Origin of the sequence: Polynucleobacter duraquae (assembly GCF_000973625.1) — a bacterium.
Classification (GTDB): domain Bacteria; phylum Pseudomonadota; class Gammaproteobacteria; order Burkholderiales; family Burkholderiaceae; genus Polynucleobacter; species Polynucleobacter duraquae.
In genome coordinates this window covers 675,957-693,574 of the sequence record NZ_CP007501.1, presented here as the reverse complement: position 1 = coordinate 693,574, position 17,618 = coordinate 675,957, and the positions used below count along the sequence as shown (strand labels likewise).

The 17,618-nt window shown below is 45.5% G+C and carries 15 protein-coding genes and 1 tRNA gene; 7 read left to right on the top strand and 9 right to left on the bottom strand.

Annotation, left to right across the window (positions count from 1 at the left end; translation table 11 throughout):
- The first annotated feature begins 16 nt into the window (after positions 1–16).
- Entirely contained in the window at positions 17–874 is an 858-nt protein-coding gene (nadC, locus tag CL55_RS03625; RefSeq protein WP_046329906.1) for a carboxylating nicotinate-nucleotide diphosphorylase, read from the top strand.
- 10 nt (positions 875–884) lie between these two features.
- Here the strand turns inward: nadC and nadB are convergent, their stop codons facing one another.
- From nadB to CL55_RS03595, 6 genes are all read right to left on the bottom strand, one after another.
- A complete protein-coding gene (gene nadB / locus CL55_RS03620; protein WP_046329905.1) occupies positions 885–2,546 on the bottom strand; it encodes an L-aspartate oxidase in 1,662 nt (553 codons plus the stop codon).
- A 95-nt stretch (positions 2,547–2,641) separates the two neighbouring features.
- Positions 2,642–5,536, bottom strand: coding sequence for a formate dehydrogenase subunit alpha (gene fdhF / locus CL55_RS03615; RefSeq protein WP_046329904.1), 2,895 nt, complete (start codon positions 5,534–5,536; stop codon positions 2,642–2,644).
- Between the two features lie 38 nt (positions 5,537–5,574).
- Positions 5,575–7,377, bottom strand: coding sequence for an NADH-ubiquinone oxidoreductase-F iron-sulfur binding region domain-containing protein (locus CL55_RS03610; protein WP_046329903.1), 1,803 nt, complete (start codon positions 7,375–7,377; stop codon positions 5,575–5,577).
- Positions 7,378–7,577: 200 nt separating this feature from the next.
- Positions 7,578–7,802 carry a hypothetical protein gene (locus tag CL55_RS03605; protein WP_046329902.1) on the bottom strand — a complete coding sequence of 75 codons (225 nt, stop codon included), beginning with the start codon at positions 7,800–7,802 and terminating at the stop codon, positions 7,578–7,580.
- A gap of 17 nt (positions 7,803–7,819) precedes the next feature.
- Positions 7,820–8,125 carry a YciI family protein gene (locus CL55_RS03600; RefSeq protein WP_046329901.1) on the bottom strand — a complete coding sequence of 102 codons (306 nt, stop codon included), beginning with the start codon at positions 8,123–8,125 and terminating at the stop codon, positions 7,820–7,822.
- A gap of 98 nt (positions 8,126–8,223) precedes the next feature.
- A complete protein-coding gene (locus tag CL55_RS03595; RefSeq protein WP_046329900.1) occupies positions 8,224–8,796 on the bottom strand; it encodes a phasin family protein in 573 nt (190 codons plus the stop codon).
- Between the two features lie 449 nt (positions 8,797–9,245).
- On the opposite strand from CL55_RS03595, the gene CL55_RS03590 reads away from it, so the two are divergent.
- On the top strand, positions 9,246–10,079 hold the full coding sequence (locus CL55_RS03590) for an FkbM family methyltransferase (RefSeq protein WP_046329899.1): 834 nt from the start codon (positions 9,246–9,248) through the stop codon (positions 10,077–10,079).
- Between the two features lie 239 nt (positions 10,080–10,318).
- On the opposite strand, the gene CL55_RS03585 is transcribed toward CL55_RS03590, so the two are convergent.
- Together CL55_RS03585 and acs are read right to left on the bottom strand one after the other, a co-directional pair.
- Positions 10,319–10,409, bottom strand: a tRNA-Ser gene (locus CL55_RS03585).
- A 60-nt stretch (positions 10,410–10,469) separates the two neighbouring features.
- Positions 10,470–12,443 (bottom strand): acetate--CoA ligase, encoded by a 1,974-nt coding sequence (gene acs / locus CL55_RS03580; protein WP_046329898.1) that lies wholly within the window; start codon positions 12,441–12,443, stop codon positions 10,470–10,472.
- Between the two features lie 167 nt (positions 12,444–12,610).
- Between acs and CL55_RS03575 the strand changes: the two genes are divergently transcribed.
- From CL55_RS03575 to CL55_RS03555, 5 genes are read left to right on the top strand one after another with little or no spacing between them, the layout of a single operon-like run.
- Positions 12,611–14,134, top strand: coding sequence for a fumarate hydratase (locus CL55_RS03575; RefSeq protein ID WP_046329897.1), 1,524 nt, complete (start codon positions 12,611–12,613; stop codon positions 14,132–14,134).
- Complete coding sequence (gene murI / locus CL55_RS03570) at positions 14,092–14,982, top strand: glutamate racemase (RefSeq protein WP_237150531.1); 891 nt, start codon at positions 14,092–14,094, stop codon at positions 14,980–14,982. Before CL55_RS03575 ends, murI begins: the two co-directional genes overlap by 43 nt.
- The gene (locus CL55_RS03565; protein WP_046329895.1) at positions 14,979–15,671 is read left to right on the top strand and encodes an energy transducer TonB; all 693 of its coding nucleotides are present in this window, start codon (positions 14,979–14,981) and stop codon (positions 15,669–15,671) included. Before murI ends, CL55_RS03565 begins: the two co-directional genes overlap by 4 nt.
- 4 nt (positions 15,672–15,675) lie before the next feature.
- On the top strand, positions 15,676–16,368 hold the full coding sequence (locus CL55_RS03560; RefSeq protein ID WP_046329894.1) for a MotA/TolQ/ExbB proton channel family protein: 693 nt from the start codon (positions 15,676–15,678) through the stop codon (positions 16,366–16,368).
- 2 nt (positions 16,369–16,370) lie between these two features.
- Positions 16,371–16,784 (top strand): ExbD/TolR family protein, encoded by a 414-nt coding sequence (locus CL55_RS03555; RefSeq protein WP_046329893.1) that lies wholly within the window; start codon positions 16,371–16,373, stop codon positions 16,782–16,784.
- Here CL55_RS03555 and CL55_RS03550 read toward each other — a convergent pair.
- Positions 16,781–17,227 carry a hypothetical protein gene (locus CL55_RS03550; protein WP_205621290.1) on the bottom strand — a complete coding sequence of 149 codons (447 nt, stop codon included), beginning with the start codon at positions 17,225–17,227 and terminating at the stop codon, positions 16,781–16,783. The two genes, CL55_RS03555 and CL55_RS03550, sit on opposite strands and share 4 nt — an antisense overlap.
- Between the last annotated feature and the right edge of the window lie 391 nt (positions 17,228–17,618).

Below are 17,618 nucleotides of genomic sequence, written 5' to 3'. Positions count from 1 at the left end.
TTTTGACTGCATACCTATGTTTGATTACAACGAAACCTTAGAGCAGGCACGCCAACGTAATATCGCTGATGCGCTGATGGAGGATATTGGCAAGTGCGATTGGACAGCGCAACTAGTTCCCAGCAAACCCGTGCATGCACAACTGATCGTTCGTCAAGAAGCTGTTCTGTGTGGGGTAGATTGGTTTGAGGGTACTCTCAAGAAATTAGATCCTGCAGCAAAGGTGACGTGGTACTACCTAGAGGGCGACTTGATGAAGCCCGATACCAAAGTTTGCGATATTGAAGCAAACTCTCGAGCCCTACTCTCTGCTGAGCGTCCCTGTATTAACTTCTTACAAACACTATCGTGGACGGCTAGTATTGCTCGTCAATACGTTGATGCCATCGCAGGCGTCAGCCCAAATCCAAAGGGTTGCGCTGTCCTCGATACACGCAAAACCATTCCGGGCTTACGTCAGGCACAGAAGTATGCAGTACGTGTTGGCGGTGGTCAAAATCAACGTCTTGCACTTTGGCATGGCATCTTAATTAAAGAAAATCATATTGCTGCAGCAGGAGGCGTTGCTGCTGCAGTAAAAGCTGCACAGGCTTTAAATTCTGGGGTGGACATTCAGATTGAAGTGGAAAACTTTACTGAATTGAAAGAGGCATTGGATGCTGGGGCACAAAGCATCTTGATTGATAACTTTACTACCGAGCAAATGAAAGAAGCGGTTACCTTTACCAATGGTCGCGCCTTATTGGAGGCCTCTGGTGGTATCGACTTAGATCAGATGCGTGCCATTGCTGCTACAGGTGTTGATCGCATCTCCCTTGGTAAGCTGACTAAAGATATTAAGGCGGTGGATTTCTCGTTGAGAATATCTACATAGCTAGTAATTTCTAGGTTTCAGAGCCTTCAGAATTACCCTCAGCCTGCGGGGTTAAGATTGTTGGATAAGAAACTGCCCAAGTGCCTGGGTAGTCGCGGCTGTAATGTAGCCCCCTACTCTCTCGGCGCATGAGCGCTGATCTCACAATCAACTCAGCACACTCAAGTAAGTTACGCAGCTCAATTAGATCTCGCGTCACTTTAAAGTTTGCGTAATACTCTTGCACTTCATATCTGAGGAGTTTGATGCGGTGTAATGCACGCTCTAGTCTTCGATTGGTTCTCACAATACCGACGTAATTCCACATCAATGAGCGTAACTCATCCCAGTTATGAGCAATCACCACTTGTTCATCTGCATCCTCAACCTGACTCTCGTCCCATAAAGGTAAATTGGGCATTGCTGGTGTTTTCATAGCGGAGATATCTGCAGCAGCAGATTTACCAATAACGATGCACTCCAATAATGAATTGCTTGCCAAACGATTGGCGCCATGCAAGCCTGTATAAGTAGCTTCGCCTACCGCATATAGACCAGGCAAATCAGTGCGCCCTTTAAGATCAGTAACAACACCACCGCAGGTATAGTGCGCTGCTGGTACTACAGGTATTGACTCTTTAGTAATATCTAGTCCCAAACTCATGCAGCGCGCATAGATCATTGGGAAATGCTCTTGAATAAAAGCTGCACCTAAATGAGTGGCATCGAGATGCACGTAATCGAGACCATGCTTTTTCATTTCAAAGTCGATTGCTCTAGCCACAATATCACGTGGCGCTAGCTCATGACGCTCGTCATGCTCGGGCATAAAGCGAGTGCCATTGGGTAGCTTGAGTAGACCACCTTCACCACGCATCGCCTCAGTAATTAAAAAAGTTCTATCACTGGGGTGATACAGACACGTTGGGTGGAACTGAATAAATTCCATATTACCGACGCGGCAGCCTGCACGCCAAGCCATGGCAATACCATCTCCTGTGGCGGTATCGGGGTTACTGGTGTATTTATATACCTTGCCAACACCACCGGTAGCTAATACAACTGACTTAGCTTCAATCGTTTCGACACGATTATTGTTAATATCAAGGGCATATACCCCATAACAGCGATTCGGCTTAGTGCGTTGTGTCTTCGCATCTAAGTGACGATTGGTAATCAGATCTAAAGCAATCCAGTGCTCTAGTAATTGAATATTTTTATGAGCTCGCGCTTTATCTAACAACACCTCATGAATGGCCTTACCAGTAGCGTCCGCAACGTGTGCGATACGACGCTGACTGTGACCACCTTCACGAGTCAGATGCAAGCCCATAGGGCCAGTCTCATCGGCGGTAAACGGAACGCCCTGCTCAACAAGCCAACGAATCGCTTCAGCACTTTCTTCAGCGATGTATCGAGCAGTGGACTCCACTACGAGTCCTGCGCCAGCATCTAAAGTATCGGCAACATGAGAATCAACACTGTCATGTACTTTATCAACCACTCCAACGATGCCGCCTTGAGCCCAGGCGGTTGCAGCCTCACCCAGACCGCGCTTGGCCATCACAATGACTGGTTGCGTCTCTGCCATATGCAGAGCTACAGTCAGGCCTGCTAAACCCGCTCCAATGATCAGGACAGGCAATTCTGCTTTGGAGTCGGTTGGCGGGGTTTGGGATTTTGAACTAGCCATGATTGATTCTAAAGGGCAATCACTAAAGATATATTTTAAGAGACTGAAAACAACAAAGCCCCTGATAAAAGGGGCTTTGTTGTTTTCAAAATAGCTTAGCAGGTAACTACAGCTTGCTTCCTACTAGGGTCATTCGTTCCATAACCCATCACTGGGGCAGCCTGACCACCTCTAGCAAGTTTGACCGCGCAGTACTTAAACTCAGGAATCTTGCCAAATGGATCTAAGGCTGAGTTGGTAATGAGGTTGGCTGCAGCCTCATAGTATGCAAACGGAATAAAGATCACGCCACGGGGAGTTCCGTCATCTCGTCGAACGTGGATAGCGACCTCCCCACGACGAGACTGAACCGTAATGACATCACCAGCAGATACACCTAACTGGGTCATATCTTCACCGTGCATTGATACGGTAGCCATTGGCTCAATCGCATCTAAGACAGTTGCACGGCGCGTCATGCTACCGGTATGCCAATGCTCTAGCTGACGACCTGTAATCAATACAAATGGATACTCCGCATCTGGGCGCTCATTCGCGGGAATGATATCGGCTGGCACTAACTTCACTCTGCCATCTTTAGTATCAAACTTGTCATCAAACACAATGGGGCGACCCGGATCTTCAGCGGATAAGCATGGGTAAGTCACGCTAGACTCTTTTTCTAAACGCTCCCAAGTGATACCGTTAATGGCTGCATGCATTGCTTGACGCATCTCGTCATACACTTCTGCAACACCGTCGTCAGCACCTTGGTAGTTCCAGTTCAGACCCATGCGTTTAGCAATTTGCTGAATAATCCATAAATCAGGCTTTGCGTCCCCCGGAGGGTTAATGGCTTTCTTGCCCATCTGCACCATACGATCAGTATTGCTAGCAGTACCAACCTTCTCAGGCCATGCACTTGCTGGTAACACCACATCCGCTAGGAGTGCAGTCTCGGTCATAAAAATATCTTGCACGACCAATAGATCCAAAGAAGCTAAAGCATGGCGGGCATGATTCAAGTCGGGATCACTCATCGCAGGATTTTCACCCTCAACATACATGCCACGAATCTTGTCTGGATCACTATCGGGCGCAGTGATCTTGTGCATGATCTCCACTACGGTGTAACCGGGCTTCTTATCTAATGGGGTATCCCAAAATTTCTCAAACCAGGCATGCGCTTCGGGATTGTCTACGCGTTGGTAGTTCGGGAACATCATCGGGATTAATCCAGCATCACTTGCACCCTGCACGTTATTTTGTCCGCGCAGTGGATGCAAACCAGAACCAGGCTTACCAATTTGGCCAGTAATACTAACTAAAGCAATTAAGCAACGGGCGTTATCAGTACCATGAACGTGCTGACTAATACCCATTCCCCACAAAATCATGGCAGATTTAGTAGTAGCAAATTCTCTAGCTACTTCACGCAAGGTTTCTGCTGGAATACCGCAGATGGGTGCCATTGCTTCTGGGCTATAACCCTTAATATTTTCCTTAAGAGCTTCAAAATTATTGGAGCGGTTCTCAACAAAGTCTTTATCAACTAAGCCCTCTTCAATGACTGTGTAGATCATGGCATTGAGCATCGCCACATCCGTATCTGGCTTGAACTGCATCGTACGCCAGGCATGCTTACTGATTTCAGTTGCACGTGGATCACACAAGACAATTTTGGCGCCTCGTTTAGCGGCATTCTTAAACCAGGTAGCAGCAACGGGATGATTTGCTGTTGGATTTGAACCAATTAAGAAAATAAGACTTGAGTGCTCAACATCGTTGACTTGGTTACTAACGGCACCAGAACCAACACCCTCGAGCAACGCAGCTACAGAAGATGCATGGCAAAGGCGTGTGCAATGGTCAACGTTATTACTACCAAAACCGGTGCGTACCAGTTTTTGGAATAAGTAAGCCTCTTCATTGCTGCCTTTTGCAGAGCCAAAGCCTGCAAGCACCTTGTTACCGTATTGATCTTTTAGCTTTTTGAGGCCACCACCAGCAAGTTCCAAAGCCTCTTCCCAAGTAGCTTCACGGAAGATATCGGACCAGTCTTGCTTACCTTCTAATAAAGTTTCATCTTTAGCAACGCCCGCTTTACGAATTAGCGGCTTAGTTAAGCGCTGTGGATTATGGATGTAATCCATACCAAAGCGACCCTTCACGCAAAGACGATTGTGATTGGCCGGGCCATCACGACCTTCTACGCTAACAATCTTTTCATCTTTCACGTTGTAAGTAATTTGGCAACCTACACCGCAGAAAGGACAAACTGAATCTACCTTACGGTCAACCGTTTGCGAGCCAATTAAACCTTTAGGCATTAATGCACCTGTTGGGCATGCTTGTACGCACTCACCACAAGCAACGCATGTGCTATCACCCATGGGGTCATTTAGATCGAACACAATCTCGCTATGAGAACCGCGCATTGCATAGCCGATCACATCATTGACCTGCTCTTCACGACAAGCGCGCACACAACGATTACATTGAATGCAGGCATCTAGATTCACTGCCATGGCTGGGTGAGATACATCATGACTGACTTTTTCACGACGTAATGCTTTGAGCTCTGGGCGAACCGTAACATCTAAGCGTGCTGCCCAAGTGCTCAATTCACCGTGTTGATTTTTTTGCTCTTCTTCTTTACTATCACCAACCCACTTAAATCCCTCATCAGGCATGTCTGATAACAACATCTCGAGCACTAGCTTTTGACTCTTTAGTGCACGCTCGCTATTGGCTTTAACATCCATGCCTGGAGTTGCGCTACGGCAGCAACTGGGCGCCAAAGTACGCTCACCATTAATTTCTACTACGCAAGCACGGCAATTACCATCAGCGCGGTAACCATCTTTAAAACACAAATGAGGAATATCGATCCCGTGGCGCTTAGCAGCCTTGAGAATAGTCTCACCTTCGTAAGAAACGATGGTTTTGCCGTCAAGCTTGAACTCAACGGTTTGCAATTCAAGCTCTTTAGGATTTACTGGTGCGTTCATATTTATCTCGTTTTTCCCTTAGTTTTTTTGATTGCTGATTAAGCAATTTCTTCTGGGAAATATTTTGCAATACAGCGAATTGGATTTGGTGCAGCTTGACCGAGGCCGCAGATAGAAGCGTCAACCATCACAGTGGCTAAGTCTTCTAAAGTATTCTGATCCCAAGATGGTGACTGCATTAACTTGGCAGCTTTGCTGGTGCCTACACGACATGGCGTACATTGACCGCAGCTCTCATGTTCAAAGAAGTGCATTACGTTGAGCGCCATATCGCGCGCCTTGTCTTTATCGCCAAACACCATCACCGCAGCCGAACCAATGAAACAACCATAAGGCTGCAAGGTATCAAAGTCCAATGGAATGTCATTCATGGTTGCTGGCAAGATGCCGCCAGACGCGCCACCCGGTAAATAACCGTAGAACTTGTGGCCATCTTGCATGCCGCCACAATACTCATCAATCAACTCCTGAATCGTAATACCGGCTGGAGCCAGTTTCACACCCGGGTTTTTAACTCGGCCACTAACGCTATAACTGCGTAAGCCTTTGCGATCATGACGACCGAAAGAGCTAAACCACTCAGGGCCACGCTGAACAATATCGCGCACCCAGTAGAGAGTTTCAAAGTTGTGCTCTAGTGTTGGACGACCAAACAAACCAACTTGAGCTATGTAAGGGGGACGCATACGAGGTTCGCCCCGTTTACCCTCGATACTTTCAATCATGGCGGATTCTTCACCGCAAATGTACGCGCCCGCGCCACGTCGTAACTCAATCAATGGTAATTTAAATGGCGGATTTGCTATGAGCTTTGCTAGCTCCAATTCGAGCAGTTCACGGCAACCGTGATACTCGTCGCGCAAATAAATATAGCAAGCATCTATACCGACTACATTAGCGGCAATTAACAAACCCTCTAAAAAACGATGTGGGTCACGCTCCAAATAGGTGCGATCCTTAAATGTACCTGGCTCACCTTCGTCAATGTTCACTGCCATCAATTTTGGAGCGACTTGATCTCTCACAATGCGCCACTTGCGTCCTGCTGGGAAGCCCGCACCACCTAGACCGCGAAGTCCCGAGCTTTCCATGATCTTGACAATGCTCTCGCTGTCTTTTTTACCTTCAACAATTTCTTTTGCTAAAGCGTAACCACCCTGCGCGCGATAGGACTCATAGCCTACATAGTCTGGTGAAACTGCTTGATTGTCACCTTGTGGGGATATGCCCTTTTCAGCTAAAGCCGCAGGATCAAAATTCGCACTGTCCTTAGCCATCGGATGAGTCGTCAAATTATTTTTGACGGCGGCGGCAACCTTATCTGTAGTTGCGAACAATACTGGGTACTGATGCACAACTGCTACTGGAGCCTGTTCACAACGGCCCACACAGGGAGCGGCCTCCACCTTAATTTTTGGATTACCTAAAATTGCTGGTAACTTTGCTAATAGATTTTGTGCGCCAGCCAACTCACAGGCGATACCATCACAAACACGCAGAGTAATATCAGCAACGGGATCATTGCCACGCACCACTTCAAAGTGGTGATAAAAAGTGGCAACCTCATAAACTTCCGCCATCGGCAAATTCATTTCTTTTGCGAGAGCAACCAAATGACGATCATGCAAAGCACGGTATTCATCATTGAGCTTATGTAAATTTTCAATCAGCAAATCACGACGATCAGCTGCAACACCAATTAACTGGCGAACCTCTGCCAAGGACACATCGTCTGCTTGACGCCCTTTGAGCTTGCTCTTGCGACGAATGGTTTCCCTTAAATCATCTGCTGTTGCTACGGCAACAGCCTTGACTTCATCTGAGGGTTTTGGGTGATTCATAGTTTTAATCTCTAATTTCTAGTCGCAATAATGATGCTATTTTTTATATCTAAAACCGGGCTTAAGAAGGTCCGAATTAGCAAGAAATAACTGAGCTCGCTCTATATAGGAAATTCCCAAGATCAAGGATGATTTTGGGTTATTTCTGCACTCAAGTCCTTGACGGCGCTCAAGTGAATTTAACTAGGGTAAACCCTAAATTAAATAACTGACGGGGATGGTTTGCTGCCGGGTGGCGGAGCGTAATCTAGCTTGCGTTCGTAAACACGAGCCTTAAAGCAATCGTTGTAACCTTTGCTGCCGATTTGCCAGCCAATAGAAGTGCAATCATCTTGGGCCGCTGACTCAATAGAGCCGCATCCCGTTAGAGCAATGACGGCAATAGAAACAAGGATAGCTAAAGGGCGCAATGTAGTTGAATTCATACCTCAAGTCTACTTGATTACTTAACTGGTGGAAACCCAACCTGTTGTTGCCAGCTATTGTTAAACACGTGAATCACCGGCTTTTCATAAACCCCCGCTTTGGTAAACGGCTCATCTGCTAACCAAACCTCAACATCCACCTTGCTAGGAAAATCCATGACCAACAAACTACCTACTGTCGTCTTGCCATCTTCTGAGGTCAGTGGGCCGGCAAAAGCCATCTTGTCTGCGAGCTTACCCAAGTAAGCACGATGCTCTGGTCGTACCTGAATACGTAATTCTGCGGTGCCGGGACGATCCATTAAAAGGATTGCAAAGATCATGTGTACTCCTCATTAGCTCTAAAGCATCCATCTTACGACAAGCGAAAAAAGAAAACCGCCCGAAGGCGGTTTCACGTGCAAAGTTTTTAAAAAACTAATTAAGCAGCTTTACGGCTTTTTGCAGCTGGCTTAGCTACTGCGTATTGGCCTTGAAAGTTAGACATTGCAGCGTCAACACTCTTCTCGAAGTTTGCGAAAGCATCAGTTGCTGAAGCGCGAACTTGGTCAAACTGTTGGAGTGAAGTTTCAAATGCAGTTTTGAATGCAGATACAAATGCCTCAGAACCAGCAGGAGCTGTCTTAGTAGCTTCTTTAACAAACTTCACCATATCAGCACGTGCGTCATCAATAGATGCGTCAACTACTTGAGCAACTTCTTTGTTGCTGTTACGCACAACCTTGCTTACTTTAGCTTGGTAAGCAGCAGCGTACTTAGCAGCTTCTTGTGCAGTTTCTGGCTGAGCCAATTTTGCCAACTGTTGTGCATCTTTAATTGCCAACAACTGAGCGCTTGCATCTTGAGCAACTACTAAAGCATCTTTAGCGGCAGCTTGGTTGATTTCAGCTAATTCTTTTGCGCTTTCAACAGCTACTTGAGCCAAGAACTTGGCATTTTCAACAGCTTTAGTTTGAGCTTGTGTCATTTGGTCGTTTAATTGATTCTGGAACATGGTGTTTTCCTAACTTTTATAAAATTGATAAATGTGTTGCTATGCACCATTCTAAAAAGTTTTTTATTGCAGTGCAAGATTTATTTGCGGCAATGCAACAAAAACACTAAAAACCCCTTTTTTCGATTAAAAACAGAGGGTTGAGTATCTAAAATATTCAGGCTGAAGTGGTGACTTAGGGTAGAAATCAAGAAAAAGTAAAGAAAAAACCACCTGAAGGTGGTTTCAAACTACTGGCGGAAGAAGCGTCAAACCACTGCTGTGCAAGATTTAGACGGATATGGATGGAAATATGAGCTGATGGATGCTCGAAACAACTTATTAACTAAAAAAAACTGTCATCACTTATGTGTTGCAAGTGCATATCCATCTCTAAAACCCTACATTGGTCGCTAACCCCATCCAGCCAGAGTAAAGTCATGTTAATTAATATCAATAATGAGTACTAAATGTTTAAAAATATGATTAGGCGTATAGGTCTTTCGTTTGCTCGCTTTCTTTGTAAATATAGAGGCAAAAGTTTTATTGATGCGATTGAATTAAATGTCGATAGTTTTCATAGATTTATGAATAATCTAGATTTTGATATGAATCGCAACGGAGAGAGTAGAGTCTTGAGGATTATGTCGGGTTTAAATATGCATTGCATATTCGATGTGGGGTCAAATGTGGGGGAGTGGGCTGAAATTGCATCTAATTTAAACCCACAAGCTATGATTCACACTTTTGAAATTGTTCCCAGCACTCATAAAGAGCTTTTGAACAATTTAAATCGGCTGAAAAATATCATGCCCAATAATGTTGGCCTCTCAAATATAGCTGGTCCAATTAAAATACACATTGGCGATGCCTCCTCCATGTCTACATCATGTAACTTTGAAGGTAATCCAGCAATAGAAGGCTATTACACAAATAGTATTGAGTGTAAAACTATTAGAGCCTTTGATTACATGACAGATGCAAAAATTAAAGCAGTAGATTTTGTAAAGATAGATGTTGAAGGCATGGACCTCAAGGTTATTCAAGGATTTGGCGAAAAGTTAAAATGCGTACGAGCTTTACAGTTTGAATATGGGATATGGAATATCATCTCTCATGATTTACTAATAGATTTTTGCTCTCTTTTAAAGCAGCATGGATTTGTTATCGGAAAAATATTTCCTAATCAAGTAAAGTTTTTTGAGTATCACTTCAATATGGAAAATTTTCACGGCTCCAACTATCTTGCAGTAAGAGGTGATGAAGCTAATCTTATAGAGAAAATGAAAGCCTTTGGCGGATAACCATCTAAACTGCCACACGCTATTGCAAATACCTAAAAAGCAGCGGCCTAATAACAAACAACTCCAATCCTTAGATATGCAACTCATTCAAATAAAGTCTAACCATTGACTAATTAAAGAAAACACTCTCCTTAGGGAGAAAAATGTCATTAATGCCATTAAAAACAAAGCTTTATGAGGGAACATCTGTGGGAATAAATAGAAAAAGGGGCAATTAAGCCCCTTTTTACTTGACAACTTGGCGGAAGAGGCGGGATTCGAACCCGCGGTAGGCTATTAACCTACGCACGCTTTCCAGGCGTGTGACTTAAACCGCTCATCCACCCTTCCGTACAGCCGTTGATTATACGTTTGCCGGAAGGGCTTACCTCTAAAAGCGTGAATAGCTACTTAAACAGACTCTTTGAGCTGATCCAAGATCGCTGGATTTTCCAGTGTTGAGGTATCTTGAGTTACTTCCTCGCCTTTTGCAATCACGCGCAGCAAGCGACGCATGATCTTGCCAGAACGAGTCTTAGGCAAGTTATCACCAAAGCGGACATCCTTTGGTTTAGCAATCGGACCGATCTCTTTGCCCACCCAGTTCCGCAACTCAGTAGCAATCCTCTTCGCTTCGTCACCTGTTGGGCGTCCGCCCTTCAGGACTACGAATACGCAAATTGCTTCACCAGTCAATTCATCGGGACGACCCACAACTGCCGCTTCAGCAACCAAGGGATTAGCAACCAAGCAAGATTCAATTTCCATCGTGCCCATACGATGACCAGAAACATTCAAGACGTCATCAATACGACCCGTAATCGTGAAATAGCCAGTATCTTTATTGCGGATTGCACCATCACCTGCCAGATACAAAGTACCACCCAACTCTTCTGGGAAGTAAGACTTCACGAAGCGATCGGGATCGCCCCAGATCGTACGAATCATGGAAGGCCATGGACGCTTCACAACCAAAATACCACCGTGACCATTTGGAACGTCTACGCCTGCCTCATCCACAATCGCTGCCTGAATACCTGGCAATGGCAATGTGCATGAACCTGGAATCATCGGAGTTGCACCCGGCAATGGTGAAATCATATGACCACCAGTTTCGGTTTGCCAGAAGGTATCTGCGATTGGGCAACGTGAGCCTCCCACATTTTCGTAGTACCAGATCCACGCTTCTGGATTAATCGGCTCACCGACTGAACCCAAGAGACGCAAGGAAGATAAGTTATAGCTCTTTGGATGCACTGCTTGATCATTACTAGATGCCTTGATCAATGAGCGAATCGCTGTTGGAGCAGTGTAGAAAATCGTTGCCTTGTGTTTTTGAATCATGTCCCAGAAACGGCCCGCATTGGGGTAAGTTGGAACACCCTCAAACACAATCTCCGTCGCGCCCACTGCGAGTGGGCCGTAGGTAATATAGGAGTGACCTGTTACCCAGCCGATATCTGCTGTGCACCAGAAGACGTCAGTCGGCTTAATGTCAAAGGTCCACTTCATTGTGAGAATCGCCCACAAGAGGTAGCCACCTGTAGAGTGCTGCACACCCTTAGGTTTGCCGGTTGAACCCGATGTATAAAGAATAAATAATGGATGTTCAGCGCTGACCCACTCTGGCTCGCAAGTTGTGGATTCATTCGCTACGATTTCTTGCATCCAAACATCTCGGCCAGTTGTCATGGTGACATCACTGCCGGTACGCTTGTTTACGATCACATGTTTTACATTAGGGCATTCGCCAGTAGACAGCGCCTCGTCACAAATGGCCTTTAAAGGCAATGATTTGCCGCCGCGGAACTGTCCGTCTGCCGTAATCACTGCCACGGCACCAACGTCAATAATTCGATCGCGAAGTGCTTGAGCAGAAAATCCACCAAACACAACAGAGTGAATTGCGCCGATACGCGCACAAGCCTGCATCGCAATAACGCCTTCGATAGTCATTGCCATGTAAATGATGACGCGGTCACCAGACTTAATGCCCATTTTTCGAAGTGCATTTGCCATTTTGCAAACACGCTCAAGCAACTCTTGATAACTTATGTTGGTAACGGATCCATCATCTGCTTCAAAAATAATCGCGGTCTTGTTACCAAGGCCATTTTCAACCTGGCGATCTAAACAGTTATAAGAGGCATTGGTTGTGCCATCTTCAAACCACTTGTAGAAAGGTGCTTTGGACTCATCAAGAACTTTAGTAAAGGGCTTTTTCCAAAAGAGATTCTCTTTAGCAAGGCGACTCCAGAAACCGTCATAATCGCTGTTAGCTTCAGCACAGAGCTTGTTGTAAGCATCCATTCCAGGAATAGCGGCGGACTTAATGAAGTCTGCTGGTGGGTTAAATACGCGGTTTTCTTGCATCAATGGTTCCATGCTTCACAGCCCTTCTATTCAATAATTAGTCGTTTTTTTCTGCAAAAATAGCGCAGAGTTAAGGAAACGCATCCCCAAGAGCTAATAAGATAAGTGAAAACACGCTAGATTTGCTCTATGGCAAACCCTTAAAATAGATTAAACCTTACATAATTAAGCTTAAAACCATGACATATATCAAACAAAACGACCTCATTCAAAGCGTGGCAGATGCATTCCAATTCATCTCTTACTACCACCCCAAGGACTTTATCTCCGCTATGGGCAAGGCTTATGAGCTTGAGCAAGGTGTCGCAGCGAAGGATGCAATTGCACAGATTTTGACCAATAGCCGGATGTGTGCAGAAGGTCACCGCCCCATGTGCCAGGACACTGGTATCGCAGTCGTTTTCCTCAAAATTGGTATGAATGTTCAGTGGGGCGATGCCACCATGAGCGTCACCGAGATGGTGAACGAAGGGGTTCGTCGGGCTTATATGAATCCTGATAACCCACTAAGAGCATCTGTTTTGACTGATCCAGCGGGCAAGCGCAAAAACACGGGTGACAACACTCCAGCCGTTATTCATTACGAAATCGTCCCAGGCGATGATGTCGAAGTCATTTGTGCGGCCAAAGGTGGCGGCTCTGAGAATAAAGCCAAGATGGTCATGCTCAACCCTTCTGATTCAATCGTAGACTGGGTAGTCAAAACCGTCCCGACGATGGGTGCGGGCTGGTGCCCTCCCGGCATCTTAGGTATCGGTATTGGTGGCACCCCAGAGAAGGCCATGTTGATGGCTAAAGAGTCTTTAATGGGTCCGGTAGATATTCAAGAATTAATCGCACGCGGTGCGAAGACTCGTGCCGAAGAGCTGCGCTTAGAGATCTACGAGAAGGTCAATAAGCTCGGTATTGGGGCACAAGGTCTCGGTGGCCTAGCCACTGTGCTCGATATCAAAATCATGGAGTATCCAACGCATGCGGCTTCACTGCCAGTAGCGATGATTCCAAACTGTGCCGCAACCCGCCACGTACATTTCCACTTGCATGGCGATGGCCCAGCGATATTAGAAAAACCATCCTTATCTGATTGGCCAGATGTGACTTGGACTCCAGACACCAAAAAATCGAAGCGTGTGAATTTAGATACCTTGACTGCCCAAGAAGTGGCTGGCTGGAAAGAAGGCGAAACACTGCTCCTCAACGGCAAAATTTTGACTGGTCGCGATGCGGCACATAAGCGTATTGCCGATATGCTCGCCAAAGGTGAAGAATTGCCGGTAAGCTTTAAAAACCGCGTGATCTATTACGTTGGCCCAGTAGATCCAGTGGGTAGCGAAGCAGTTGGCCCAGCAGGCCCAACTACTTCAACCCGCATGGATAAGTTCACTGAGATGATGCTGGCTCAAACTGGATTGATATCTATGATTGGTAAAGCAGAACGTGGCCCTGCTGCAATTGAAGCGATCAAAAAACATAAGTCTGCTTACTTGATGGCTGTTGGTGGCGCTGCTTACTTGGTTTCCAAAGCCATTCAGACGGCGAAGGTAGTAGGCTTTGCTGACCTTGGCATGGAAGCGATTTATGAATTCGATGTCAAAGACATGCCAGTGACGGTAGCGGTCAGTTCTGCCGGTATCTCTATGCATGAGACAGGCCCTAAAGAATGGCAAGCAAAGATTGCCGGCATTCCAGTCACGATTGCCTAAGTTGGCTATTAACTCAGCCACTTCTAGTTAAGCGACCTTACTTGGCACTCATCGGAGTTTTTGATTCTGGCGTTGGAGGCTTATCCATTTTGGATGAGGCTTTACGCCAACTTCCTGAACATAACTATATATATCTGGCCGACTCCATTAATGCCCCTTATGGAGAGAGATCTAGCGAATGGATTGCTAACCGCAGTATGGAGCTGTGCCAATACTTAGCAGCGCAAGGTTGTGATGCCATTATGGTTGCCTGTAATACTGCCACCGCCGAGGCCATTGCAAATATTCGTCATGAGCTGAGTAATATTCCAATCATCGGTGTAGAGCCAGGCATCAAGCCTGCAGCAATGCAGTCAAGTAATGGCATTGTTGGCGTGCTTGCAACTGAAGCTACGCTCAAGAGTGATAAATTTAGTGATCTGCTGGCCACCCTACCCAATTGTCAGTTTGTCAAACAAGCGGGTGCTGGCTTGGTTCCCCTGATTGAGGCGGGCCAGGCTAATTCTGAAGAAACTTTAGAGCTACTTGCTCAACATCTAGAACCCATTCAGGAAGCGGGGGCAGATACTCTGGTTCTGGGATGCACACACTACCCTTTCTTACGAAAAGCCATACGTAAATTATTAGGCGATTCCATTAACCTCATTGATACCAGCGAGGCAGTAGTGCGCCAACTCAAACGAAAACTAGAATCGCAGGAAAAGCACTTAGATCACGAGGAATCTGGCTCCATCAAATTCATCAGCAGTAAAGATGCGCAGAAATTACATCACATGGCGCGCGAGCTCATGCAATCAGATCTGGATGAACATAGCATTCAATCTCAGGTAGTGAGCTCATTTACATGAGCGCCTTTTTAAGTCAAATGAATATGCGTCTACCATTCGACAAGACTGAACGCATCATCATTGGCATTGTTGTTGCCTTGCATTTTTTGTTTCTGATTGGCTTTCAAAGCGGTATGAAGCCGGACAACGACAACAATCAAGATGATGCGCGAGTGATGGCCAATTTAGTAAGTCCAGAGGCCGCTAAACAGCCTCAGGCCGCCCCAGCTGCGCCTCCACCAAAACCCAAGCAAGAGCAGAAGAAAACTGTGGATGAAAAATCCACGCAAGCACCAACACCGCCCCAAAGCCAACAACAGGTTCCAACCCCGCCAACACCTCAGCAATCCAAAAGTGAATCACAAGCCCCGAATGCTACGGTTGCACCAGCCACTACCTCTGGATCAAGTGGCACACCCATTCAGACTGACATTGGTAAACTAGTCGTTGTATATCAACCAGATGCAGATGCTTACTACCCTTCTTTTTCCAAAAGATCTGGAGAGCAAGGAGAAGTGGTGGTGAGACTGATTATTGATGAATCAGGTAGTGTTGAGGATGTTGCCTTATTACGTTCCAGCTCATTTCCAAGATTAGACAGAGCAGCAACGGAAATTGGCCGTCGTTATCGCTTTAAACCATTTTTAGTGAATGGTTCGCCCCAAAGAATTTCTACTAACCTTTTAATTAAATTTAATTTAAAGAATTAATATTATGAACACACCATTTGGCTTAGCAAATTTATGGCTCGAGGGCGATGCAGTCACCCGCTTTGTGGCCATTGCACTTCTCATCTGCTCCATTGTGACTTGGGTAATTTTGCTCTCCCGCTTTTGGGATTTGCGCAATCTACGCAAACTCAAACCTGAGCTTGATCTGTTTTGGCGCGCCACTTCCTATGACCAAGGTCTCAATGCATTTACCAACCATGCAAGCAATCCTTACTATCAGATTGCTAAAGCCGCTAGTGGAGCTTCTACCCACCACCAAAGTCAATCTACTAATCATCGCGAACTGTTGCAAACACTTAACTACTCCGAGTGGATGGCGAGAAGTCTTAAGAACAGTATTGATGGTGTTGCCGCCCAACTCCAAAAAGGAATCACCTTCCTTGGCTCGACCGGCGCAACGGCACCGTTTATTGGCTTATTTGGAACAGTATGGGGCATCTACCACGCTTTGATCGCAATTAGCAGCTCGGGTAGCGCGCAGATTGATCAAGTTGCTGGCCCAATTGGCGAAGCACTCATCATGACTGCTTTAGGTTTGGCTGTAGCGATTCCAGCAGTATTAGGCTTTAATGCAATTAATCGCGCCAATAAATTATTAGTTGCCGATCTCAATCGCTTTGGCAATGATCTCCTCGCTTATTTTGTAACCGGTGCCCGCGTAAAGTCCGGGGAATAAATATGTCCTTTAATCTTCAAAACGATCAAGAAGAAAGCGGCATCATGGCCGAAATAAATATGACTCCGATGGTGGATGTCATGTTGGTGCTCCTGATTATCTTCATCATTACCCTACCAGTCATTCAGCAGGCAGTGAAGGTCGAGCTGCCGAAAGCGAATAGCGTGCGCAATGAAGTCAAACCAGAGTCAGTACAGCTCTCGATTGATGCTCAGGGCAAGATATTCTGGAATAGTACGCCGATAGATTTAAAGACTTTTGATGGCTATGCAGAAAAAGCTGCTCAGAAAGAACCGCAACCAGAAATTAATTTACGCGCTGACAAGTCTGTGAAATATGAATATGTTGCTCAGGTATTGGCTGCATCCCGACGCGCTGGGTTAACCAAGCTGGGATTTGTGACCGAGCCCAATTAAGGCTTTGTAAAAGCAGTACATTGTTCTTGATAAATCTTTGTACCCTCGCCTAAGGTTGCGGAGAGAATTCCACCTTTAACCGTCTGCAACTTTCTTAATTGACCCGTTGGTCGATTAATTGCGATTATCGTGCTTACAGAACCAGCACCGTACTGGATGCCATCAAAATTTTCTGGGGGAAATTGTGCTTCCATTGAAATGAGAACTGTATATTCATCAATGAGGACACTCATGACAGCTTGCTGACCCAACTCGCTAACCCGGTCTAAATCTCGGTAATCGACGAAAACCTTGGCCTTCTGATTTTTTGAGGCGGTCATCACTTTGAGTTGATAGGTTTCGGTGTAATTATTTTCCGAACGCTCACAAGTAAAAACCAGGGTATCGGCAGCCAAACTGGGGGCGGCACATATAAGCAAGGAGAGAAAGTAGAGATATTTCAAAGATATCTGAAATCAATCGATTGATAGCCGAGGCCGGAATCGAAGTGGCACGACATTTTTGAGTCGGAAGATTTTAAATGAACCAGCACGCTAGAAAGCTTATAGATATTGGTTGAAAAGAATATTAAGATAGTAATGATACGTTTTGTGCTACGGGTAGGATTGTCTAAAAGCCATCAAATATTTTATTCGATGTCAAACGATTTAAATTCATCTTAACTTTTTTTAATGATCGCTAAAATACGGTTATCTAATAATCCATCAACTGTTTCTTAGTCGTTTTACTTTATAATAAGTTACTGCTAAAGTTAAAAATTTAACATCGAGCCAAGTTAGAGAAAAAATACAGCAATAAGCTTAAACAGTTTTTCTCCAGACTGTACAAAAAGCG

Bases quoted from the DNA above. Each gene is read 5' to 3' on its own strand.
- nadC (WP_046329906.1), top strand. From the start codon at position 17: ATGTTTGATTACAACGAAACCTTAGAGCAGGCACGCCAACGTAATATC.
- nadB (WP_046329905.1), bottom strand. From the start codon at position 2,546: ATGGCTAGTTCAAAATCCCAAACCCCGCCAACCGACTCCAAAGCAGAA.
- fdhF (WP_046329904.1), bottom strand. From the start codon at position 5,536: ATGAACGCACCAGTAAATCCTAAAGAGCTTGAATTGCAAACCGTTGAG.
- CL55_RS03610 (WP_046329903.1), bottom strand. From the start codon at position 7,377: ATGAATCACCCAAAACCCTCAGATGAAGTCAAGGCTGTTGCCGTAGCA.
- CL55_RS03605 (WP_046329902.1), bottom strand. From the start codon at position 7,802: ATGAATTCAACTACATTGCGCCCTTTAGCTATCCTTGTTTCTATTGCC.
- CL55_RS03600 (WP_046329901.1), bottom strand. From the start codon at position 8,125: ATGATCTTTGCAATCCTTTTAATGGATCGTCCCGGCACCGCAGAATTA.
- CL55_RS03595 (WP_046329900.1), bottom strand. From the start codon at position 8,796: ATGTTCCAGAATCAATTAAACGACCAAATGACACAAGCTCAAACTAAA.
- CL55_RS03590 (WP_046329899.1), top strand. From the start codon at position 9,246: ATGTTTAAAAATATGATTAGGCGTATAGGTCTTTCGTTTGCTCGCTTT.
- acs (WP_046329898.1), bottom strand. From the start codon at position 12,443: ATGGAACCATTGATGCAAGAAAACCGCGTATTTAACCCACCAGCAGAC.
- CL55_RS03575 (WP_046329897.1), top strand. From the start codon at position 12,611: ATGACATATATCAAACAAAACGACCTCATTCAAAGCGTGGCAGATGCA.
- murI (WP_237150531.1), top strand. From the start codon at position 14,092: ATGGCAAGCAAAGATTGCCGGCATTCCAGTCACGATTGCCTAAGTTGG.
- CL55_RS03565 (WP_046329895.1), top strand. From the start codon at position 14,979: ATGAGCGCCTTTTTAAGTCAAATGAATATGCGTCTACCATTCGACAAG.
- CL55_RS03560 (WP_046329894.1), top strand. From the start codon at position 15,676: ATGAACACACCATTTGGCTTAGCAAATTTATGGCTCGAGGGCGATGCA.
- CL55_RS03555 (WP_046329893.1), top strand. From the start codon at position 16,371: ATGTCCTTTAATCTTCAAAACGATCAAGAAGAAAGCGGCATCATGGCC.